The organism is Alkalispirillum mobile (assembly GCF_003664325.1).
Classification (GTDB): Bacteria; Pseudomonadota; Gammaproteobacteria; order Nitrococcales; family Halorhodospiraceae; genus Alkalilimnicola; species Alkalilimnicola mobilis.
In genome coordinates, this window is the sequence record NZ_RCDA01000001.1 from 541,728 (window position 1) to 561,758 (window position 20,031).

Annotated in this window: 13 protein-coding genes; all 13 read right to left on the reverse strand. The window is 70.1% G+C overall.

Annotated elements, in window-relative coordinates; all coding sequences use genetic code 11:
* Positions 1 to 4: 4 nt before the first annotated feature.
* The 13 genes from DFR31_RS14035 to DFR31_RS02625 are packed head-to-tail and all read right to left on the reverse strand — an operon-like array spanning position 5 to position 19,138.
* Complete coding sequence (locus tag DFR31_RS14035) at positions 5 to 4,351, reverse strand: eCIS core domain-containing protein (protein ID WP_121441090.1); 4,347 nt, start codon at positions 4,349 to 4,351, stop codon at positions 5 to 7.
* A 10-nt stretch (positions 4,352 to 4,361) separates the two neighbouring features.
* Positions 4,362 to 7,262, reverse strand: a complete 2,901-nt coding sequence (locus DFR31_RS02570) for a DUF6519 domain-containing protein (RefSeq protein ID WP_121441091.1) — start codon at positions 7,260 to 7,262, stop codon at positions 4,362 to 4,364.
* Between the two features lie 35 nt (positions 7,263 to 7,297).
* A complete protein-coding gene (locus DFR31_RS02575) occupies positions 7,298 to 8,989 on the reverse strand; it encodes a phage tail protein (protein WP_121441092.1) in 1,692 nt (563 codons plus the stop codon).
* A complete protein-coding gene (locus DFR31_RS02580) occupies positions 8,986 to 12,000 on the reverse strand; it encodes a baseplate J/gp47 family protein (RefSeq protein ID WP_170153578.1) in 3,015 nt (1,004 codons plus the stop codon). The genes DFR31_RS02575 and DFR31_RS02580 overlap by 4 nt, the downstream gene beginning before the upstream one ends.
* A gap of 1 nt (position 12,001) precedes the next feature.
* Positions 12,002 to 13,186, reverse strand: a complete 1,185-nt coding sequence (locus DFR31_RS02585) for a baseplate J/gp47 family protein (RefSeq protein ID WP_121441094.1) — start codon at positions 13,184 to 13,186, stop codon at positions 12,002 to 12,004.
* Complete coding sequence (locus DFR31_RS02590) at positions 13,186 to 13,572, reverse strand: GPW/gp25 family protein (RefSeq protein ID WP_121442138.1); 387 nt, start codon at positions 13,570 to 13,572, stop codon at positions 13,186 to 13,188. The genes DFR31_RS02585 and DFR31_RS02590 overlap by 1 nt, the downstream gene beginning before the upstream one ends.
* Positions 13,573 to 13,579: 7 nt before the next feature.
* Positions 13,580 to 14,407, reverse strand: a complete 828-nt coding sequence (locus tag DFR31_RS02595) for a phage baseplate assembly protein V (RefSeq protein WP_121441095.1) — start codon at positions 14,405 to 14,407, stop codon at positions 13,580 to 13,582.
* A 42-nt stretch (positions 14,408 to 14,449) separates the two neighbouring features.
* On the reverse strand, positions 14,450 to 15,604 hold the full coding sequence (locus tag DFR31_RS02600) for a phage late control D family protein (RefSeq protein ID WP_121441096.1): 1,155 nt from the start codon (positions 15,602 to 15,604) through the stop codon (positions 14,450 to 14,452).
* Between the two features lie 2 nt (positions 15,605 to 15,606).
* On the reverse strand, positions 15,607 to 15,906 hold the full coding sequence (locus DFR31_RS02605) for a hypothetical protein (protein WP_121441097.1): 300 nt from the start codon (positions 15,904 to 15,906) through the stop codon (positions 15,607 to 15,609).
* The gene (locus DFR31_RS02610; protein ID WP_121441098.1) at positions 15,906 to 16,553 is read right to left on the reverse strand and encodes a CIS tube protein; all 648 of its coding nucleotides are present in this window, start codon (positions 16,551 to 16,553) and stop codon (positions 15,906 to 15,908) included. Before DFR31_RS02610 ends, DFR31_RS02605 begins: the two co-directional genes overlap by 1 nt.
* A gap of 2 nt (positions 16,554 to 16,555) precedes the next feature.
* Positions 16,556 to 16,786, reverse strand: a complete 231-nt coding sequence (locus tag DFR31_RS02615; RefSeq protein ID WP_121441099.1) for a hypothetical protein — start codon at positions 16,784 to 16,786, stop codon at positions 16,556 to 16,558.
* Positions 16,779 to 18,128, reverse strand: a complete 1,350-nt coding sequence (locus DFR31_RS02620; RefSeq protein ID WP_121441100.1) for an ATP-binding protein — start codon at positions 18,126 to 18,128, stop codon at positions 16,779 to 16,781. Before DFR31_RS02620 ends, DFR31_RS02615 begins: the two co-directional genes overlap by 8 nt.
* A complete protein-coding gene (locus DFR31_RS02625) occupies positions 18,125 to 19,138 on the reverse strand; it encodes a Pvc16 family protein (RefSeq protein WP_121441101.1) in 1,014 nt (337 codons plus the stop codon). The genes DFR31_RS02620 and DFR31_RS02625 overlap by 4 nt, the downstream gene beginning before the upstream one ends.
* Positions 19,139 to 20,031: the final 893 nt, after the last annotated feature.

Below are 20,031 nucleotides of genomic sequence, written 5' to 3' on the forward strand. Positions count from 1 at the left end.
ATCCCTAACTGCGTTGAAATATATGGACGTAAAAGGCATCGGTTTTCCGCGCCGATTCCCATTGGGCATCGGTCATGCCGCTCGCCTGCTTGAGGGTGGCACTGCGCCGGTAGCCGCCATCCGGTCGCTCATCGATGATCGCCTGGGCCAGGTCGCGATCCACCCCGTCCAACTGAGCTAGCCGACCGATGTTGCCCGCCCGGGCCTCGTTGTCGATGTAGAACCGGGTCTTGGGCCGGGCCCGGATGCTGTAGTCATCCAAAGTGTTTGCCTTGAAGCTGTTATCCACCTGATGCACCGCCACTGTACCGCCGGCCGTGCCATCGGGTTTCAGCTCCTCGGACCGGCAATCGAGCGTACCTGGGATACGCGATTCTGCCTGGATGATGTCGGCGATCACATCCGAGTCTGTGTCGCCCTCTTCGGTGCGATGGGCCTCGGCCTCCGCCGCCAGAGGGTGAGAGACACCGTAATTGGCGGTGACGATATAGTTGACCGCCCGGCCATCCTCCACGGCGTCCTTCACGGGATCCTCGAACCGGTGGAGCATGGATTCCGCGTCTCGGTTGTTAGCACCCTGGGTTAGCGGCGTCAGATTATTCCAAGTATCCCCCGGCCCCCCCAGATGTTCGTTCAGCAGATGGCCCCGAACGTAGTACGTACCCCCGCCGTCCATGCGGCGTCGCAACCGATTCCAAGTCGCATTCTCGGGCGCATTCCGCGGCGTGCTGCCTGGGGGATGATCACGGGTCAGTAGCTCCACCCGCACCGAGCTGCCGAAACCGGCACTGGTTCTGGGGCCGTAGATCGCCGGAGTGGACGGCAGATCGGTCACTGAGTCCCCGGTGGACTGCTCCAGCATTTCACGGGTCAGGGTCGAGAGGCGGTCCATTGCCTCCCCCAACTGTCGCTCCAGCGCCTTGCGCCTCTCCGAGTAGGTCTGCTCGTCGATGGTCGAGGCCTCCAGCTGCCCTTCCAACTCGCGCGACTCCTGGATACAGGCCTCTACTGTCTCCGCCGCGGCCAACGCCCGACGCCGGTCGTCGGCCGCGCTGTCTGGCAGCTTCAGATCAGCGATAAACGCGTGGTAGGGCGTTGGACGCGACTCAATGGTCAGCGCCTGGCGCTCCTTCTCAGCATCGACAGACAGGGTGTGCCGCTCCCCGCCCTCGGTCTCCAGCTCACGTTCGGTCTGCCACCAGTTGACCAGGGCGCGGGCCCCGCGCCTTACCGCCCGCCCCCCGCGTCGGGCCAGCTCGACGAAGCCCTCGCCCAGACGCAGGGCGCGCTCGATGAGCCAGTCCAGGGCGGCATCCACGCGCTCGCGGATCCCCTCCACCATCTCGCGGATACGGCTGCTGACATCGCCCAGACCCGCATAGTGGGCCAGGAATGCCAGCGCCGGCGGCACCGCCTGGCCCAGGGCGTCCTCGAGGAAGTCGGCGGCCTTGCCCAGTGCCCCGGAGGCGATCTCGGCCACCCCGGCCAGGAAGCGGTTGGCCACCTCGAAAAGCGCCCGAAGCTGGGCGGCCAACGCGGTGATCACCCGATAGATCTCCATCAGCAGGGCGATGACGTTGGAGACCCCGGAGGGCGCAAGCAGCGGTGTGAGCCGGATACTGGCCTGCTTGATGATGGTGACGCTCACCCAGTTGATGACACTGTCGAGCACCTGGCCGCCGAGATCGCTCAACCGCTCGCGCAGCGCCGTCCACAGCGCGCCCGGGCCCTCCTCCATCAGCGTGCGCAGGAACTGCCAGGCACCGGTGGCGTGCTCCAGCATGCGCCGCATGCGCAGCGCCACGCCGGAGCCCACCCGGCGGCCTATGCGGTCGAAGATCCGATCGGTGGTGATATCCAGGATCTGCAGCACCACGCCGAGGATCGAGCGCAGGGAGAAATCCTCCGGCGGTTCGATACCCCCCTTGCGCAAGGTGCCGAACAGCCAGCCGGCAATGCCCGCCTTGAGGTGACCGAAGATGTTGCTGAAGAACTGGGCGAAGCCGCGTCCGGCCGCCCGCACCAGGTTGAGCAGGAAGCCGATGGGATCCTGCAGGATATGCCCGATGGCCGCCGCGGCGTTGGCCAGGAGGCTGACCACCAGTTCCGGCGGCAAACCGATCAGCCGCAGCGCCGCCTTGAAGAAGGCCCAGGCCGCGGCGGCCAGGTCGCCATCCACGAACAGCTTGCGGAGTATCTCCAGGGCCTTGGCCTTGACCTTTTCCCACAGGTCCGGGAGGGCCAAAAGCTGACCGAAGACCGGGATGCGCGCCAGGATCTGGTTGACGACGAAGTCCTGTACCGGCTTGCGGATACACTCCGGGATCAGCCCCCATACCGACGACACCACGAGTTGGGGCAACTGGTACAGATCGGCCACTACTGAGAGTAGCCGGCGCACCACCCCGATCATCCGCTCGATGAAAGGCGTCAGCCGGTCGAAGGCACCGACCAGAACGTCGAACAACCCCTGCACCCCCCGCTTCGCCCAGCGGCTGAGCCCGGCGATGCCCCGCTCCAGCCAGCCCAGTGCCCGCGCCAACGGCCGGGTGATGTCCATTTGGCGCAGGCCGGCGAAGAAGGCCGCCACCTTGTCTCCCACCCCGCCGAGGGTTTTCACCATCCAGTCGCCGGATTCGACCAGAAAGCCCCGTACCCGCTCGAGCACCGATTCGACGGTGGGCAATGCGTCGGCGAGCGCCGCCCGGTTCTCGGCCACGCCGGCACCCGGCCCGCCCTCCTCGCCGGCCCCGGCCATCTGCTGCTCGGCCGTACCCAGGTCGTTGCTGAGCGCCTGCATGTCCTCGCCCAGGCGCTTGACGAAGGTCGGCGGCACCAGCTCCCGCAGCCACTCCACGCCCTGCTGTATGGGCTGCCAGAGCGGTCGGGTCCGTGCCTTGATCCAGTCCCAGGCCTCCCCGGCCTTGTCCTGCACCCAACCCACAAGGCCGCCCTGGTTATCCCCGCTGCTGTCGTTACTCGACCCGAAAAGCCTGCGCTTGACCCAATCCCAGGCCGCCCCCAGGGTGTCGCGAATGGGCCTCGTCCAGTTCCAGATCCGGCGGCCGAGCGCCTTGATGCCGTCCCAGAGGTCACCGGCCACCCCGGTGATGAAATCGAGGGCGGGGGCGCCAGTGCTCTCCCACAGATGAGCGAAGAAGTCCCCGATCGGACTGAGAAAGTCCGTAAGCCGGTCCCAGGCCGCCCCGGCGGCATCGGTCACCAGGGTGCGCAGCCGCCGGATGGCATCGAACAGCGGCCCGCAGTCCCCCGAGGCCAGCGCCTCCAGGATGCTGCCGGCCCGCTCGAGCATGCCGGAGAAGAGCTCGCTCAGGCGTTCCACAGACCCCTGGGGCGTGAGCCGGGTGACCGCATCCACCAGCCGGTCAAAAACGGCCGCCACCCGGTCCTTCAGCCACCCCACCGGCCCGTTGTCGATAATCTCCTGAAGCACGGGCGCCAGGTTGGGCGCGAGCTTCTCCACCACCGCCATGCCCTTCGAGGCGATAAAGTTGCCCGCCTTGTCGAAGATCTCGCCCACGGCCCCGGTGAGACGGTCATACGCCCCCTTGGCCATGTCGATCCCGGCCCCCACCAACCGGCTACCGACCCGACGCAGGCCACCAATAAGTGAGCGTCGCACCGGGGCCGCCTCCGCATCGGGGCGATCGGCACCGGCCTCGCGCTGTTGCACCACATGCGTCAGCTCGTGGGCGATCAGCCGCCGGCCGTCGCGACTGTCGGGGCGAAAGGCGCCGCGGTTGAAGGCGATGTGCTCGCCCAGGGTGAAGGCGTGGGCGTGGATGGTCTCGGAGAGGTGGGCAGCCTCGTCATCGGTATGGATGCGCACCGTGGAGAAGTCCTGCCCGAAGCGCGGCTCCATGAAGGCGCGCAGGTCCTCCGGGAGCGGGCGCCCTCCCCGGTGCAAACGCCCGATCCGCCGGGCCAGTGGCTCCGGCAGGGTGCCGGCTGCGCCGGGCTCTTCCGCCTCCTCCGGCAGCGGCACGGGCGCATCCGCCGGCGCGTCGCCAGGCGCCCAACCCTCTGTCGTGCTGGTCGTCGCGGGTGCGGTGGCGGCAGGCGGCGCGCGTTGGGCGGCCGCGCTCGCCGGGGTGCCGAAGGCCGGGGGGTCGTCCGTAAGCGGCCCCGGGGTGCGGGTTACCTGCTCGGCAGTGCGTTCGGCCTCCCGCTCCAGCGGGTCATCGCGGGCACCGAGCTTGAGCCGGGGCTGGGCCCCCGCCTGGCCGATCGCCGCGGCAACGGCCGCACGCTGGCTATGGGGCCTCGCCACCGGTTGCGGGCGCCGGGCCGGTGCCGTTTGCGCGCGCTGTTGCTGGGCGAAGGCCACCACGCCGGTGCCCTCAGAACGCCCTGAAATTCAGGAGATTATTGGCAACGGCGTGGGACTCGGCGGAATAACGGGCCTCGCTTTCCCGGTCCTCGGCCAGGTTCCCCTGGGCGATCAACTGGTTCGCGATGAACCATACCTCGCTAGAGTCGTGGCTACGGTCGCTGAACACATGGTTCCCCGTCGCCACCAGCTGGCCCCCGATAAAGCTGGACCCAACGGCAAAGGCGTTGTGCTGCACGTTCAGCAGCACGGGCCCGGCCACCTGCCCCTCCAGGATATTGCGCCTCACCAGCCCGGATTCCATCAGGCTCACCCAGCGCTCGATCACGTTGTTTTCGATGTACACCCCCCCACCGCCGGGACTGACCTCAATATCCTCGCCCTCCCGTCCGCGACGGGGGGCGTCCCCTCCCGCGTTCCCCGGTTGCCCGCGTATGCCGGGGATCGGCGCGGCACCCAGGAGCGGCCGCGTCGTTGCTCTTCGCTCCGGCGCGGGGTCCCGCTCATCCCTGTCCTCGCCGCCTACCACGACTGCAACCCGACCAAGCACCACGCGGTCCCCGTCGATGGACGTCCTCGCGATACCCTGCCGATCGGGATCGACGGGCTTGTCGATCATGGGGTTGTAATGCACCTCACCCTCGATCCAGTTGTGGCGGACGTGGCCGACATAGCTGACCTGCTCGAGTAGCAGTGCAAGCTTCCGGCCCCAAGGGAAGAATCGGCTGTCTTCCAGGCGTAATGCGGTCACCCCTTTGCGGGACGGCTGCGGACCCCGGATATGCACCATGGGCTCGTCTTCCTGCGCATGGGCGTCCTGAAAATGCACCCCGGTCACGCTGATATCCTCGCCGGTGAGCCGCAGCCCGGCGGATTCGTCGCCCTCGAAATAGATCCCCAGATCGGTGAGCTGGATCTCCGGTGCTTCCAATTGCCAGAGCGGGGCCCGAACGAGGATGCGGCAGGCCCGGTAGCCGGCACCCGAAATGCGGATATGACGACCGGCCTCCAGATCCAGCCCCGGCGGCAATTCGTGCTCCCCCGGCTTGAGGCAGAGCCATATACTCTCTGCTTCCTGATCGATCAACTCCTTCAGGGTCCGGGTCAGGTCGCCGGGCACCACTACGCGGGCACAGCCGCCACCGGCGCTACGCCCGCAGAGGGTATTGAGGGCGTCCTGCACCGTCTCCACCCCTTCCCGATCCAGGTCCGGACAGAGTTCGGTCTCGCGGCCCAGGGGGAGGTGATCGGCGGTCGTGTCGCACAGCAACCGGTTGAGCGGTTCCGCGGTGGTGGTCCGCCCTACGGGGATTCGCAGCCGCTCGCGCAGGCTGCGGCGGCCATCGCGGCACTCGGGCACGTCGTGCGGCAGCGCCGCGCTGTCCAGGTGACAGAGCAGGCCGTCGAGCATGTCCCGCACGCTCAGCCGGCCGTCGCCGTCGATATCGGGCCAGCGCTCGGCAAGGGCCTCGGCCAACAGCCGCTTGACCGTCACCTCCATGCCGCCCCTGCAGTCGGGCAACCGGTAGGCAATGTGCTCGGCGGCGATGTCGCAGAGTGCATCCAGCGCCTGCTGGACATTCTCGGCCCCTTGAAAGAGAGCGTTGCAGCGCTCGTTGAAGCCAACGTCGGCGGCCGCCAGGTCGGTGAGCGGCGGGAAGTTGAACCGGCGCCGTTCGGCGTCACTGTGGGGCACCAGCGCGCCGTCGCCATCCAGCTCGCCCAGCCGCAGGTAGCGGTGGCGCACCCCGCGGGGCGGTTCACCGACACTTTCATCACCGAGCACGTAGTCCCCGGGGCCCTGCACCGCCTCGCGCACGGCCGCTTGCCAGTAATCGCCGGGCAGAAAGGCGCGATCGGCAAAGGCCAGCCGCAGTTCCAGGCGCTCGCCGTTGACCTGCAGCACGCCGGCGTCGATATCCACCCAGCCGTGAGCGTCCGGGTCGAGTTCCGGGTCCAGTTCGGCGCCCCGGTCCACACCGGTGACCAGGATGGCCGCGTCCAGGTTGAGCTGTAGGAAGCCGTCCCACTGGCGCACAAAAGCCCGCGGCTCTCCCTCCGGGGGCCGCTCGAACGTGGTGCTCAGGCGGCCGCGCCGGGGACGGTAGCCCTCCGGGAGGTGTCGGCCCAGGGTCTGTTCGCTGGCGTCATCGTAGAACTCCCAGACCCAGTCGCCGCGGTCGAACCCCTCCGGGACGTTGTCCGCCTCATGGGCCTCGGCACCGTTGTCGCGGGACCACTTGAGCACCAGTTGGCGGTCGCCCGCCTCGTCCCGGAAGAGATCGTGCACCTCCACCCGGAACAGGTAGTTACCGATGCGCTCATCCAGATTCATCTCACTGGCGCAGGGGTCGCAGGGATCGTCACCAACAAAGATATGGCGCAGCCGCAGCGCCAGCGGGGCATCGCCCAGCGGCGGGTTGACCGCTGGATCCGTCGGGTCCACCCCGCGGGGGCACCACTTGACCTGCAGCACCGTCTCACCGCGGCTGCTGGTATCGGCGCCGTGCAGCGCCGGGTCCATCAGCGCGGGATCCTCCAGGGCGGTCACGCTGCGCTCCCAGACATCAGCGTAGAGCGTCAGGTCACGACCCTCGAAGGGCGGCGGATCGGGGTAACGGGGCTGTTCATCGGGCGCCATCGGCCCGTCACCGACCAGTCGGGCGGGGACGCCGCCCACGTAAAGCACCCCGGGGTGCAGGCGCACACCCGCGCCGTCCGAGAGCCGCAGGCCACCCTGGCGCGGTGCGCCGCTGGCAATGGCGTCCCACAGGGCGCCCACCAGCCGGCGCTGGCCGATCTCGTCGAGCGCGTTCCAGTCGGCGTCGGTGATCATGCGGCCCTGCTGCAGATAGACGCCGCTGTACTGGCCGTGGTCGCGGTGGGACGGTTGCGAGGTCTGCGTCTTCATAGTGGTCCCTTTCGTTTTTTGCTTTCCGTGGTGGGTTAAGCCCGGTAGGGCGGCGGACACTGCAACCGGGGGTCGGGGATCAGCACCGCCTCGATGCCCAACGGCAGGTAGTGGCTGAGCTTGTCCCGTACTGCCTGCCAGCGCAGTTGGTGGCGGGCGTCATGGTAGGCCCCCATCTCGCCGCCATCCTCGGCCCCCCGGGTGATGGCCTCGGGGCAATGCCAGTGCAACACCCCGGCACCGGGCTCGCCGAAGCGGTGGTCGAGGAAGACCGCCTGGCGGTGGGTGCTGTAGGCCAGGCGCAGTGCCGAAGGCTCGCCCTGGTACTGCCATTGCGCCTCGGGGACATGGGGCAGGCGGCTGTAGCGGATGCAGCCGGTGGCCGGCAGGTCTGCTCCGCCCGGCCGCCCGCGCGGGACCGGCACACTGATGCTGTCGCTCATCCACAGGCGTGTGGCCAGGAGCTGGTCGAGCACCGTGCAGTACTCCAGCTCTGCCGACGCCCCCGGGGCCGCCAGCCGGTTGAAGAGACACCCGCGCGCCACCACCGCCGGGCCCTCGTCGCCGACGGTCGCCACTTCCAGGTGACGCAGCGCGCAGCCTTGCAGCACCAGACGCCCCCGCTCGAGCGTCAACCGGTTGTCGAACCACAGATGCTCGAAGCGGAAGAGCACCCGCTCGCCGTCCAGTTGCGCGCCCAACTGCTCGCGGCCCACCAGCCTCAACGGTCGGGCGGTGCGGGCGCGCAGGTGCAGGCAGGTCCAGGTCTCGCCGCGCCAGTTGACCGGCCGGCGGTGGCACTCGATCTCCTCGTCCCGGTAATGGTCCCGGCTGCCCACCCGTTCCCATACCGTCTCCCAGTGCAGGCCCGGGGCATCCGGGTGGCACAGCCCCTCCGGCGGGGCCAGGTAGAGCAATGCCCGACGCGGGTGGTAGTGACCGCGCCGCTCGTCGGGGGTGCGCAGGTCGGGGGTGCGGCGGGAAACGTCCTGGTGGCTGCCGGGAAAACAGGGCACGCCGCCGGGGTTGGCCTGCACCCAGTGCTGCGGCTCGCCGGCGTAGTGGGTGCGACGGGCGGCCGGGTCACCGGGGCGGGTGCGCAGTGGCCGGGAGGCGTAGCGCAGATCCGGGGTGGCCGTGGGCAGGCCCGGATGGCGGGCGCGCAGCGCGGGCGAGGCCGCTCCGGGGATCGGTTCGGCCACGCCATAATGGGCCTCGGGCAGCAGCGGATCGCCGATGCGCGGGGTGCGTGCCACCCGCTGCCAGCCCTCCTGGACCTCGGTCTCCATGCGCCCCACCGCCTCGGCGATGGCCTCGGTGGCCGCCCGGGTGCCCTTGCGCTGGCGCCAGGCCACCGCGTGAGTGACCTCCTCGCGTTGCCCCTCGGTGTCCGGGGAGACCAGGTCCACATCCACCAAGCGGGCGAGATAGGGCAGCAGCCAGGGCTGACAGTTACGCTCCCGGCCCAGGGCATCGCGGCGCGGGTCGCGGTCAGGGAAGTTGTCGTAATAGCGCTGATCCAGGGTGTTACGCCAGCGGTCCAGGAAGCGGCCGTAGACCTGGAGCAAGGCCTCCAGGTCGCCCACCGCTCCCGGTTCGGTGCCCGCCTCCGGCGGATCGCCCTCCCCGGGCGGCGCGCCACGACTGGCCCCGCCGGGCCGGTCGCGCTCACGGTAGACGGCGGGCAGCAGTTGGTAGAGCTGTTCCGCGAGGCTGCTGCGGCTCATGGTCGGTAGGCCTCCGTCTCGATGCTGATGTCGGGCCGGCCGGGGGCCAGGTACAGGCACTGACGCGGCCCGGGTTGCAGCACGCGGACGACCCCGCCAGAGGTCCGCACCTCGCGCAGGACCGCCCTGCCGGTGTCGTGCGCGCCCGTCGGGCCTGCTTCGTTCGCCTCGTCCTCGTCAGGCAATGGGCCCCCAGCGCCCACGGACACCACCCGGACCTCGCAACTGGAGCTGGCCACCCCGCGCACCCCCTCCACCACCTGGAACACCTCGCCGCGGTAGAGCGGCTGCCCCAGACGCCGGTGCCGCAGTGAGAAGGCCTCCGCCAGGGCCGCGTGCACCGCGTCGACCACCGGCTCGGGGTCGAAGGCGTCGAGATCGATGCGCAGGGTGATATCGAGCCCGATCCGCACCGGCTCGTAGCCGGCCACCTGCAGATCGACGCCCGGCACCCCATGGGCGCGCAGGTGGCGGGTCAGCTGGTCACCCAGCGCGCTGGTCAGGCGGGCGCCCTCGGCGGGCACCACCACCACCTCCACGCTCTCGCGACGGCCGCGCCGGGTGGGTCGGGCGAAGGCATTGGCCTGCCAGATGCTGGCGTGGGCCCGGGCCAGACGGGCGAAGTCGCGCAGCGAGACGGCCCGGGACAAAGTCAGTACGGTGGCCGGGGCACTCTCGCGCAGGTCGGTCTCGGGCTCGCGGTCGGCGCCACCACCGGCCGGCAGCGGCTGGCGCACCGCGTCCACCCGCGGATGGGGCCGCTGGGGCTCGGTGAGCGACCCGGGCGGCAGGTTGCCCCGGGTACCCACACCCTGGCGGTAGTGGATACGCACGTTGTTGACCCCGGTCGGCAGCCGGCGCCCGTGCCGGCCGTCGCCGAAGCGCACCGACAGGGTGCCGTCCTCGGTCAGACGCACGGTATAGACGGCGTCCTCCTGCCCGGCGTCCCGGAGATTGGCGAGTTGCGTCCAGCGCCGACCGTCCACGGTGACCTCGACCGCCGCCCGCACCCCGCTCGCCTGCCCGGGGTCAGCAACGAAACTGACCTCCTGCACGGCCAGTTCGAAGCCCGCATGGCGCTCGGTGGCATCGCCGCTACCCAGGGCCTGCTCCGGCTTGCCGCTGCCATGGCCGGCCGCCACGGCATTGCCGTAGAGCACCAGGTTGTCGTAGCGGCTGTCGCCCGGCACCGATTCGGACAGGGTCAGTTGCAACGGGTCGCCGCCCGCCAGTTTCTCCACCCGGGCGGCGACCACCTCGCTGCCATTATCCAGCACCAGGCGGTGGCCCCGGGTCAGTCGCTCGGACAGCTGCCCGTCCGGGTCCGACAGCGCCACCGTCCGCCCGCTCAGGGGCGTGGGGTTGCGCCGGGCATCATGCAGCCGCAGGGTCTCGGTAAAGTGCACGTAAAGCTGCGAGGCGTCCCGATAGAAGGGCCCGCCCTCGCCGGTCCCTGAGGCATCTGCGTGGACCGGCCCACCGCCCCTGTCCTGCCAGGTACCGCCGTCGGCGTGGTGAGCGGTATGCTCGCCCGCCTGGTCCTGGGCCACCGCCGCCAGCCGGGACCACGCCACCGACCCGCCGCAGACCAGCACTGCGAAGTCACCGGGTGCGGCGTGTTTGCTGTGCTCACTGATCAGCGGGTCGGCAAGCCCGCCGGCCACCCGTTCGATCAGCGGATCCGGCACCCAGGGGCCGGGCGACTCGGGCGGGGCCAGCAGGTACTGGGGATTGGCGTCCAGCTCACCGCCCGCCAGGCTCAACGCGGTGTGTCCCTCCCAGGCCGGGGTGTCGCCGGCCTCCGGAGACACATCCACCGGCTGGTAGTGGGCACGCACTACCCTGAACGCCGCCAGGGCGCCATCCACGTCGGCCGGGCGGCGGGCAACCCACTGGTTCTGCAGGCGGCGCCAGTCCCCGGCAACGAACAGCACATAGAGGTTTCCTCCCGCATGGTCGCCACGACCGATGCGCCGTCGCCAGGGGGCGCCGGCGCGCCGGATCACCGGCACCTCCACCGGGCGGGACAGCCGGGCGCCCGCCAGATAGGTCGGGCCCAGAGGCGCCTTGAAGCTGACCAGCCGGGGCCGGACCCGGCTCACCCGCAGAAAGCGCGGCTTGTGTCCCGGGTTGGTCAGCACCAGGGTCTCGCCGGGCTTGAGGTCGCCGGTCTCGTCCGCGAGCCGCAGGCTATGCCCCAGCTCCGCCCCCTGGAGCACCGGCCCGGTGACCGCCAACCGTTCCTTGGGTAGCACATGAAGCCGCACATCGCCGATCCGCGACTTGGGCGAGAGCCGCGGGGTGATCCGGACCCGGGTGACCCCGCGCCCCTCGTCCAGCGCCACCGACTGGATCAGGTGGGCGTGGCTGCGGCCGCGCCGGGTGTCTTCCACCACCAGCGGGGTGCCCCGGGTGAGCTTGTCGTGCTCCCCGGATATTTCCAGGTACTGCCCCTGCAGCGACGCCGGGTTGCGGTCGTGGCCGGCCGGACGCAGGGTGTTCAACCGGGGGTCCAGCGCCAGATCCTCCAGCGTCTCGAAGACCACCGGCGCACCCTCCTCGGGGTTGTGCTTGACGGCAAAGCCGGCGGCCAGCGGCCCGGGCCTTTTCGCCAGCACCGCCAGCGTGGTCTGCGCTGACGCAGGCGGCCGCGGGTGGTAGTCGAGCATGGCCACCAGCCGGCGCAGGTTCTCCCACTCGGTGGCGGTACCCACCGTGGCCTCGTTGGCGTAGGCATCCAGATGCTCGCCCAACACATGGCTGGCGCGGGCAAAACCGCGCCCGATCTGCCACAGCAGGTCGTCCTGGTCGGCCTGGTAGCCGCGCTCCAGCCGCGCCTGCCAGGCGCGATCGGACTCTTCCGGGGGCACCTCCCCGGCCACCGCCGGCCAGCGCGGGAAACGCGCCTGCCAGTCAACACGCAGCGCCTCGAGAAAGGTGGCGGCGTTGCCATCCAGGTAGCGGAAACGGCTCAGGCCGGCACGGTTCCAGCGGGTCAGGTCATTGGCCATCTCAGCCCCTCCTCCCGCCATGCAACCGCAGGTAGAAGTACCCCCGCTCCGGGTGATCGGGCTCGTTATCGCAGACGGCCACCTCCAGTCCGCTGAGGGCAATCCGCCCGCGCCCGCTCATGTCCGGGAAGCGGGTACCGATGCGCTTGAAGCGGTTAAGGCAGAGGTTGTCCACGCCGTCCAGCGCCATCAGGTACTGGAACAGGTCACCGGCCCAGACATCCTCGCCGAAACGCAGCCGGCCCGGCTCGAAGAACGCCCCCGGGCCCCGCCCCAGGGCCTGCCCCACCGCCCGGCGAACCTCCGACTGGAAGTAGTGGGGAGAGACCTGGATGGAGAGGGAGAGCAACAACCCCACCTCCTCGGCGGGCACCAGGTGAACCTCCTGGCCGAGCATGCGGTAGTCATCCAGGTAGTGGCGCAGCAGACTGCGCACCGGCGGGCGGGTGTCGGGTTCGGGCAGATAGAGGTCGCGCTCGGCGTGGAACTGCGCGATCCGCGCCCAGAGTGCATCGTCGTAATCCGCCGGATCATCCAGGCCCACCCGGGTCCAGGGGATAATCGCCACCTGGATGAGCGACCAACTGCCGTTCCAGGCCTCGGCCGCCTGGGCGCGCTCCACCACCGGGTGCGCCTCGAGCCGGGTGACAAAGTCCCCGGTGGTGACGATGCGGTGCTGGCGGTGGATCTGGCGTGGGCCCTCCTGGCGATCGCGGTCCATGGCCTCCGGATGGTCCAGCCAGTACTGCTCCAGCCGTTCGATGGCCGCCTCCGGGCTCTCGTCGTCGGGGGCGCGGTCGAAGGGCGGCAGGCCCTGGCGCCGGCGCAGCCCCAGGGCGTCGTAGCCGATCATCAGCAGCAGCCGGCGCACCGATTCCGGCCGTCGCGCCGTCTCCAGGTAGGCCTCTCCGGCCACCCGGTCCAGGGTGTCGGAGAGCTGGTCGAGCACCGCGGCCAGTGCCTCCACCAGCACCACCTCCAGATCGGCCGGGGTCCAGCGCTTGCGCTCCGGGAAGCGCGCGGCCAGCTCCTCGAGCATGAACAGACGAAAGCCGTCGTAGTCGCGCAGGTCCCAGTCGAAGTCATCGCCCAGCGCCGGCAGCGGCGGCGGCAGCCGGGCGTGGCGCCGGCCACAGTCGTCGCAGCCGGCCTCGAAGTGCAGTTCAATCTCGGGGCTGTCGGCCATCAGGACTCTCCCACGGCAAACTGGTGGCGCTCACGGTGGCCGACCGCCGCCAGGGTGTAGACCACGGTGATCAGCAGTCGGGCGTCCTCACCGGTGACATGGACCTCGATGGATTTCGGGTCCACCTCGCCGGCCAGGGCATCGGCCAACGACGCGATCAGGCGGCGTCGGGTCAGCGCCCACAGGGGGGAGTCGTTGGGCTCGAACACCAGGGCCTTTACACCGGCACCGAATTCGGGCCGGAAGACCCGCTCCCCGGCCAGGGTGAAGAGCACCTGCTCGATCTGGCCGCGGATGTGCCCGGCGCGATCGGCCAGGCGCGGGCCATCGGCCCCGATGCGCAGCGGGAAGGCCAGGTAAGGCGGGTTACTGAGCCGTCGTTCCATGATCACCTCAACCGGTCAGCACTTTCATCGACAGGGTGCTCATCTCGCCCTGGGGCAACGGGGGCGAGGTGGGCCCGCCGGAGGGCGAGGAGGTGTGCACGTGGGTGGCGAACAGGCTGAGAAAGCTCTGCCCCTTGATCAGCGGCTCGCCGCCCGCCCCGCCGAGCATCACCTGATTGCCGTCGAGCACGATCTGGGCGCCCTTCACCGTGACGCCGCTGGGCGCCATCTCGATCTTGTTGCCATTGGCATCCTCCACCGTGGTGCCGGTGGCGGTGAGCACCAGGGTGTTGCCGTTGGCATCCTCCACCCGTAGCTGGTTGTTCTCGGCATCCAGTACCACGGTGGCGCCACCGGCGTCGGTGAGGCTCAGGCCACCCTCCGGGCCCATGTCCACATGGGCGCCACCGCCGTGCTCCAGGCGTACCTGCTCGGCGTCGTCCTGCTCCTCGAAGACCAGCCGGTGACCCTTGGGTGTGCGGAAGACCCGGGTGCTGGGTGCGGCATCGGACTCGCGCACCACCTCCTCCGGCACCTCGTCGGCGCTGCGCCAGAAGGTGCCGGTCCAGATGGGGTACTCGGTATCGCCGCCCTCGAACTCCACCCAGACCTGGGCGCCCACCTCGGGCACGGAGAAGAACCCCTGGCCCGACTTGCCACCGAAGGGCAGGCAGGGCAGCGCCCAGTGGCTGATGCGGTCGCCCCAGACCGACGGCACCTGTACCCGGACCCGCCCGCGCCGCTGACTGTCGGCGTTATCCACCACCACCCCGCGGTACTTGCCGTAGCGGCGCTCCTGGGCCTGTCGCACCAGTTGCTTGATGACATCTTCCACCGTCGTCCTCCTTCGCGTTGCCGCTTGCGCCGCCTGAACTGCTCAGAGCACCCCCGCCAGGCGCGGGGACACCGGGGCGGCGGTATCCACGTTGTCGCCGTAGGCGTTACGCAGCAGTTGAAAGCGCTGGTAGTAGCCGTCGGGGCTGAAGTGGTGGGCCACCCGGTCCACGTAGTAGAGCCCACTCAGTCGTTCGCCCAGCCCGTCTACCGGCACCGGTCGGCCCGGTCGCAGCACGTGGCCGTAGAGGCTGCCGTCCAGCTCGCCGTCGGCCTGCAACCGGTGCAGGTCGTATTCGTTGATGCGGGCCTGGGCTCGGGCCTCAAGCTGGTCGCCGGCATCACCACCCTCCCCGCTCAGGGTGTCCAGGTTGGGCTCCAGCCCGCTGCCCCGGCTGTCGGCCCGCTCCGGGCCCATCGGCGGCAGCGTGGAATAGACCTGCAGGGTGCGGGAGTCCTCACCCTCCCGCGCCGCCGGCACCTCCACCTCGAGCAGATCCGGCAGGTGGCCGTCGGCACTGACATTGAGCCGCAGGCAGTTGGTGGCCTGACCGGCATAGACCTGGATGGTCGCCTGGGCCCCGCCGCCGTCCAGCCGGTAGGGCCCGAAGTAGACCTGGTCCGGGTAAAAGATCAGCTCGTAGTTGTTCTCCTCGGCGCGCTTGCGCAGGAACTGGATGTCGGAGCTGTCCTGGGGCAACTCCACCAGACCGCGCTGGCCGTCCTTGCTGTCCGGGCTGAGGGCCAGGCCGTAGTGGCTGAGGATCTCCTCGATGATCACCCGGTCGCTGACCGGCGCCTCCTCCTCCCCCCAGGGCGTGCGCTGGTGGGTGCGGTCCAGACGCAGGGACTGGTCCTGGCACTCGACCACGATCTCCGCCTCACCGGCGCTCTCGGGAAAGTCGGCGTTGACCTCGCGGATGTAGCCCTTGAACAGGCGCTGCTCGTCGTCGCCGAAAACAATGGCCAGGGTGATCTCGGCCCAGGGCCGCAGCAGCGCCTCGTCCTGGACGCTCCAACTGCCATGCTCGTCGCGCACAGTGGCCAGGCGCAGGGTGGCGCTCCAGGCCTCCTCCCGGCTGGTGTCCACCTCCAGCTCGCGGAGGAAGGGGTAGTACTCCGGTACCTCCTGGTCATGGAGGTAGATCCGGCATTCGGCCGGTGCGCGCTGTTCACCGCTGAGCAGGTCGAGCCCCATGGCTATTCCCTCGCCCGGGGGATCAGCAGCGTCTCGCCGGCGTACTCATCAAGCAGGATGACGCCGGCGAAAAGCAGATCCGGGTTGGCATCGACAATCCGCCACCACAGGCGGCTGTCGCGGTAGTAATAGTGGGCCAGGGCATCGAGCCGCTCGCCTTTGGCGATGGTGTGCTCGATGACCCCGCTGGCCGGCCCAATGGTGCGCGGGCGGATGCCCGGGAACGCAGGCCCGCCCCCGGCCTCATCGCTGAAGCGACGGGCGGTGCGGGGTTTGTGGTAGCGGGACTGGCGCAACAGCATCAGCTCAACCCTCCGGGGAAATGACCGGGCGCGGTCGAACTGTGCAGCGCGGCGCTGGCGGCCTGGCGGATCTTCTCCTCCCGATAGAAGGGGTTGTTACCCTCGATGACCTGCAGGCTCAGGGTCACGGTCGCCCGATAGGGCACCAGACTGGGCAGGTGCGCGGTCTCCTGCACGTCGATCCCCTTGAGAAACACCGGCAGCACGTGGCTGCCCCAGAGGAACAACAGCACCGAGGCGCTCTCGTCGCGCTGAAAGGCGCGCTGCCCGCCCATGCCCAGGCTGGCCAGGGTCTGCATCCCGTCCGGCCCCTGGACCTTGGGCTCGACCATGGAGCGCAAGGTGTCCAGCTCCGGCTCCACCCCGGAGGCGCTGGCCACCGGGTCGCCCTGCCCCATGCGATCGGTGGCATCCAGCAGGATCTCCACGTCGAAGGCCTCCGGCTCCACGCTCACCCCCTGGGAGACCCGCGGGGTCTCGGCGGGTGACTGAAAGTCGTAGCCGCCGCGGGTGGCCGGGGTGTCCGCCAGGGTGATCTCCACGCTGCGGCTGCGCGAGAGGGTCTCCGGGTTGAACTCGAAGACCAGGGTCAGCGGGGAGGCGCTCTGCGCGTACTCCACCAGTGCGCCGCGTACATGCCGCCCCATGATCACTCCGCCCCCGGCAGCCGCGCCCGGATGGCGCGGGCGATGGACTCGGCGGCCTGCCGGTCGCTGGCCCCGGCGGGCAGCGCCACCGGACCGACCTGCAGCCGGGCCAGATCCGCCGGACCGGCCACCGGGGCGTCGGCCAATGCCCGGGCGAGCAGGCGGACGATGCGCGGGGCGCGTCCGGCATAGCCCTCGGGCAGTTGCAGGCGCAGGTGTTGGATATCAATCATGCAGCACCTCGTCGGGCAGGTGAGGAGCCAGATCGCCCAGCTCCCGGGGGGTTTGCTCCCGGCCGTCCTTGCCCAGCTCGCGCCAGACCGCCAGGGCCACCTCGGCCAGGCCGATGGCGCCACCGCGCCCGGCGGCCAGGTAGGCGGCGTGCAGCGCGGCGTTGCGGATACCGCCGCCGGTGAGATTGACCGAACGGGCCAGCCGCTCCAGGTCCAGGTCGGGGGCCCGCGGCGCACGGGGCGGCAGCAACCGGTCCCAGAGGGCGGCCCGCCCGGCCACCCCGGGCCGGGGAAAGGTCACCACCATCTGGAAGCGGCGGGCGAAGGCGCTGTCCATCTGCTTGCGCATATTGGTGGTGAGGATGCAGGGGCCGCGGTGGGCCTCGATGCGGGCCAGCAGGTGGCTGACCTCCATGTTGGCGTACCGGTCGCGCGCCTCCTTGACCTCGCCCCGCTTGGCGAACAGGGCATCCGCCTCGTCGAACTGCAGCACCATGGGTTGGCGGTGGGCGGCGTCGAACAGTTGGTTTAGGTTTTTCTCCGTCTCACCGATGTACTTGCTCACCAGCCGGCCCAGATCCACCCGGTAGAGCGGCCAGTCCAGGCTGTTGGCGATGACACTGGCGGCCAGGGTCTTGCCGGTCCCGGAAGGCCCGTTGAACAGTGCGATCGGCCCGCCCACCGACTGGCCGCCCCAGCGTTCCACCACGGTCTCCCGGTGCTGCAGCCACATCAGGAACTCGCGCAACTGCGCCCGGTGCGGCGCAGGCAGCACCAGGTCGTCCCAGCCGGCGGGATTGTCCACCGGCACTGCCCCGGGCGGTGCCGGCGGGGCCTGCCGGACCCCGCGCAAGCGCGCCCCGAGGCCAGGCTCCGGGGTAAGCGGCTCATAGGGATCGCCGTCCCGCGCGCGCAGCAGGCCGCCGCGGCGCAGCGAGGCACCGGCCTCCAGGGCCTGTTCCAGCAACCGGGCCTGGTGCGGGGCGAGCGCCAGTAGCTCCTGGACCAGGGCCCGCGAGGGATAGGGCTGCGCGCTGCCCGGCTGCAGGTTCTGGAACATCCAGCCCACCCGGGGTTCCATCTCGGGCCCCAGGACACAGGCCAGCAGGTCCCACTCGACGGGCTCAAGGTGCAGCCCCAGGGCCCGCTCCCAGGCGCCACCGGCGGCGCGCAGGCGCTCCACCTGGTGTTGCAGCTGTTGCAGCTCCTTCAGCGCCGGACGGTCCGGGTCCCGACCCTGCCGGCTTTGCGACAGGCAATAGCCCAGATACTGCAGCCGATCCCACTCCGGCTGAAGTTGCTCCGCGGTAGTCAGCGCCTCGTCGGCAGCCGCAGCGTTCATGCGCCCCCCTCGTAAAGCGTGATCAACAGCGGGTTGGACCGGCGCACCAGCGTATGGCCGTCACCGGCCCTCGAGTGGCTGCGCTCGGCGTAGAGCAGGAGCTGGCCCGGGCGGTCGTCGAAAGGCAGTGGCGCCGGGTGCAGGCTGGCATCCACCAGGCCCTCGGGGCTGATGGCCGCCTCCGTCAGGGTGACCGCGGTGCCCCCGGGGTGGGGCTGCCAGCCCTGCTCATCGTCCCAGAGCTCCCAGCGCAGGGTGACCTCGGTGCCGGGCTCCCCCACCACCCAGACCTGGGGGGTGAAGCCCGCCAGCTCATCGCCGCCCACGGCAAAGGCGAGCGACTGCACCAGCTCGCCCAGATGCACCAGACTGGCGGCCGGGGCCCAGTCCTCGCGACCGGTCTCGGGCCGCATGCGGGTGACGGCTGCACCGGAAGTGGTGGAAGCCGCACCGCCGGCCATGCCCCCCACACCCAGACCCAGGGTGCCGACCCGGGGCGCCTCCACATGAGGCTGGCGGGGGACCACCGGCGCCAGCGAGACCTCGAACAGCACCGAGGGCCGGTAGATGGTGTCGCCCTGGGTGGCCCAGAGCTGGTTGATCTGCTCCACGCCCAGGGTCTGGAAGACCACCTGCAGGTGGAAGGGCTCGCCGGCCGCCTCCAGTTGGAAGACCGGGGTCTCCTGGAAGACCCGCAGCACCTCCCCGATGATGCGCAGATCGTTCTCGCCGCTGCTCACCGCCTCCTCGGCCACGGCAAAGGGCGTGGCCAGGCAGTACATCCGCAGGTACTGGGTCTCACCCGGCAGGGTGTCACCCTCAAAGCCGGAGGGCTCGAAGCGGAAAAAGAAGAGGTTGAGGTTGTGCTCGCCGTCCTGTTCGGCCGTGGCCGCGTCCCCCGGGCTGCCGAGGAGCACATGGACCTTGGTATCCAACCCGTCGAACTCACCGCCCAGGTACTGCGCCAGCCCCTTGCAGACCTGTGCGACGGACGAGGCCACCAGGGCCATGGCTAAAACCTCCGCAGGTAGTTGCGGGAGAGCGCGGCACGGCCCGACTCCGACCGGCGCCCCCCTTCCCGGGCCGGTGCAGCGGCGTTGACCACCACGACGTCCACTTGCCCGATTCGGACCGAGGGACGGGCACCGGCTGCAGGTGCCGTCTCGGAGGCCGGCTCCGGTGCCGGGCCGGGCCGGGCGGCGCTGCCGTCTCCCGACGGGTCCCCGGCGGGTGTCGTCCGGGGCACCGCCGGGACCGGCTCGGGTTCCGCGTGCGGTGCAGACGGCGCTACATCCGAAATGGGTCCGTCCGGCGGGGGCACCCGCTGGCCGGCCGCCAGCGGGGGCGGGGCCGCCTCACCAGCCGGGGCCACTGCCGATTCGGCCTGGCCGGTCCCGGGCACCGGGTCGTCGGCACCACGCCGGGAGGCGGGATAGGTTTCAGAAGGGGTGGCGGCTCCCGGATTCCCTCTCGCTGACCGCTTGCTCACACTGGCGTTTGAGTCCGCTGTCTTCAGTCGTCTCGCGGTTGAAGGAGTTTCCCTTTCATTGCCGGTTTCCGTGACTTCAGCCTTCACGCTCAGTCTTTCCTTTTCCAAAGTCGTTGAAGCACTGTGTACGTCTACGGACCGTGCGTTGTCGTCAACCGTTGCAGACCGATCAACAGTCCCTCTTTCACCTGCGATCCCATCGCGGCCACGTCCGGCAGTCGCCGGTTTGTTCATCGACTCAGTCTTTCCATCTGCCGTAGTTCGACGTTCAACATACTGCTCTGCGGCGACGGGGGGCCCGGCATCTGCCCTGCGAGGGGCGCCGGGCAAAGGGAGGACGGCGTCACCGGCGGGCGTTCTCCCGGCCGGCTTACCGCGCTCCACCACCTGGGGAGGGGGGCCCTCCCCGGCCTT

What these genes read in the sequence shown, in the direction of transcription:
- DFR31_RS02570 (WP_121441091.1), bottom strand. Translation starts at nt 7,262, where the DNA reads ATGAAGACGCAGACCTCGCAACCGTCCCACCGCGACCACGGCCAGTAC.
- DFR31_RS02575 (WP_121441092.1), bottom strand. Translation starts at nt 8,989, where the DNA reads ATGAGCCGCAGCAGCCTCGCGGAACAGCTCTACCAACTGCTGCCCGCC.
- DFR31_RS02580 (WP_170153578.1), bottom strand. Translation starts at nt 12,000, where the DNA reads ATGGCCAATGACCTGACCCGCTGGAACCGTGCCGGCCTGAGCCGTTTC.
- DFR31_RS02585 (WP_121441094.1), bottom strand. Translation starts at nt 13,186, where the DNA reads ATGGCCGACAGCCCCGAGATTGAACTGCACTTCGAGGCCGGCTGCGAC.
- DFR31_RS02590 (WP_121442138.1), bottom strand. Translation starts at nt 13,572, where the DNA reads ATGGAACGACGGCTCAGTAACCCGCCTTACCTGGCCTTCCCGCTGCGC.
- DFR31_RS02600 (WP_121441096.1), bottom strand. Translation starts at nt 15,604, where the DNA reads ATGGGGCTCGACCTGCTCAGCGGTGAACAGCGCGCACCGGCCGAATGC.
- DFR31_RS02605 (WP_121441097.1), bottom strand. Translation starts at nt 15,906, where the DNA reads ATGCTGTTGCGCCAGTCCCGCTACCACAAACCCCGCACCGCCCGTCGC.
- DFR31_RS02610 (WP_121441098.1), bottom strand. Translation starts at nt 16,553, where the DNA reads ATGGGGCGGCATGTACGCGGCGCACTGGTGGAGTACGCGCAGAGCGCC.
- DFR31_RS02615 (WP_121441099.1), bottom strand. Translation starts at nt 16,786, where the DNA reads ATGATTGATATCCAACACCTGCGCCTGCAACTGCCCGAGGGCTATGCC.
- DFR31_RS02620 (WP_121441100.1), bottom strand. Translation starts at nt 18,128, where the DNA reads ATGAACGCTGCGGCTGCCGACGAGGCGCTGACTACCGCGGAGCAACTT.
- DFR31_RS02625 (WP_121441101.1), bottom strand. Translation starts at nt 19,138, where the DNA reads ATGGCCCTGGTGGCCTCGTCCGTCGCACAGGTCTGCAAGGGGCTGGCG.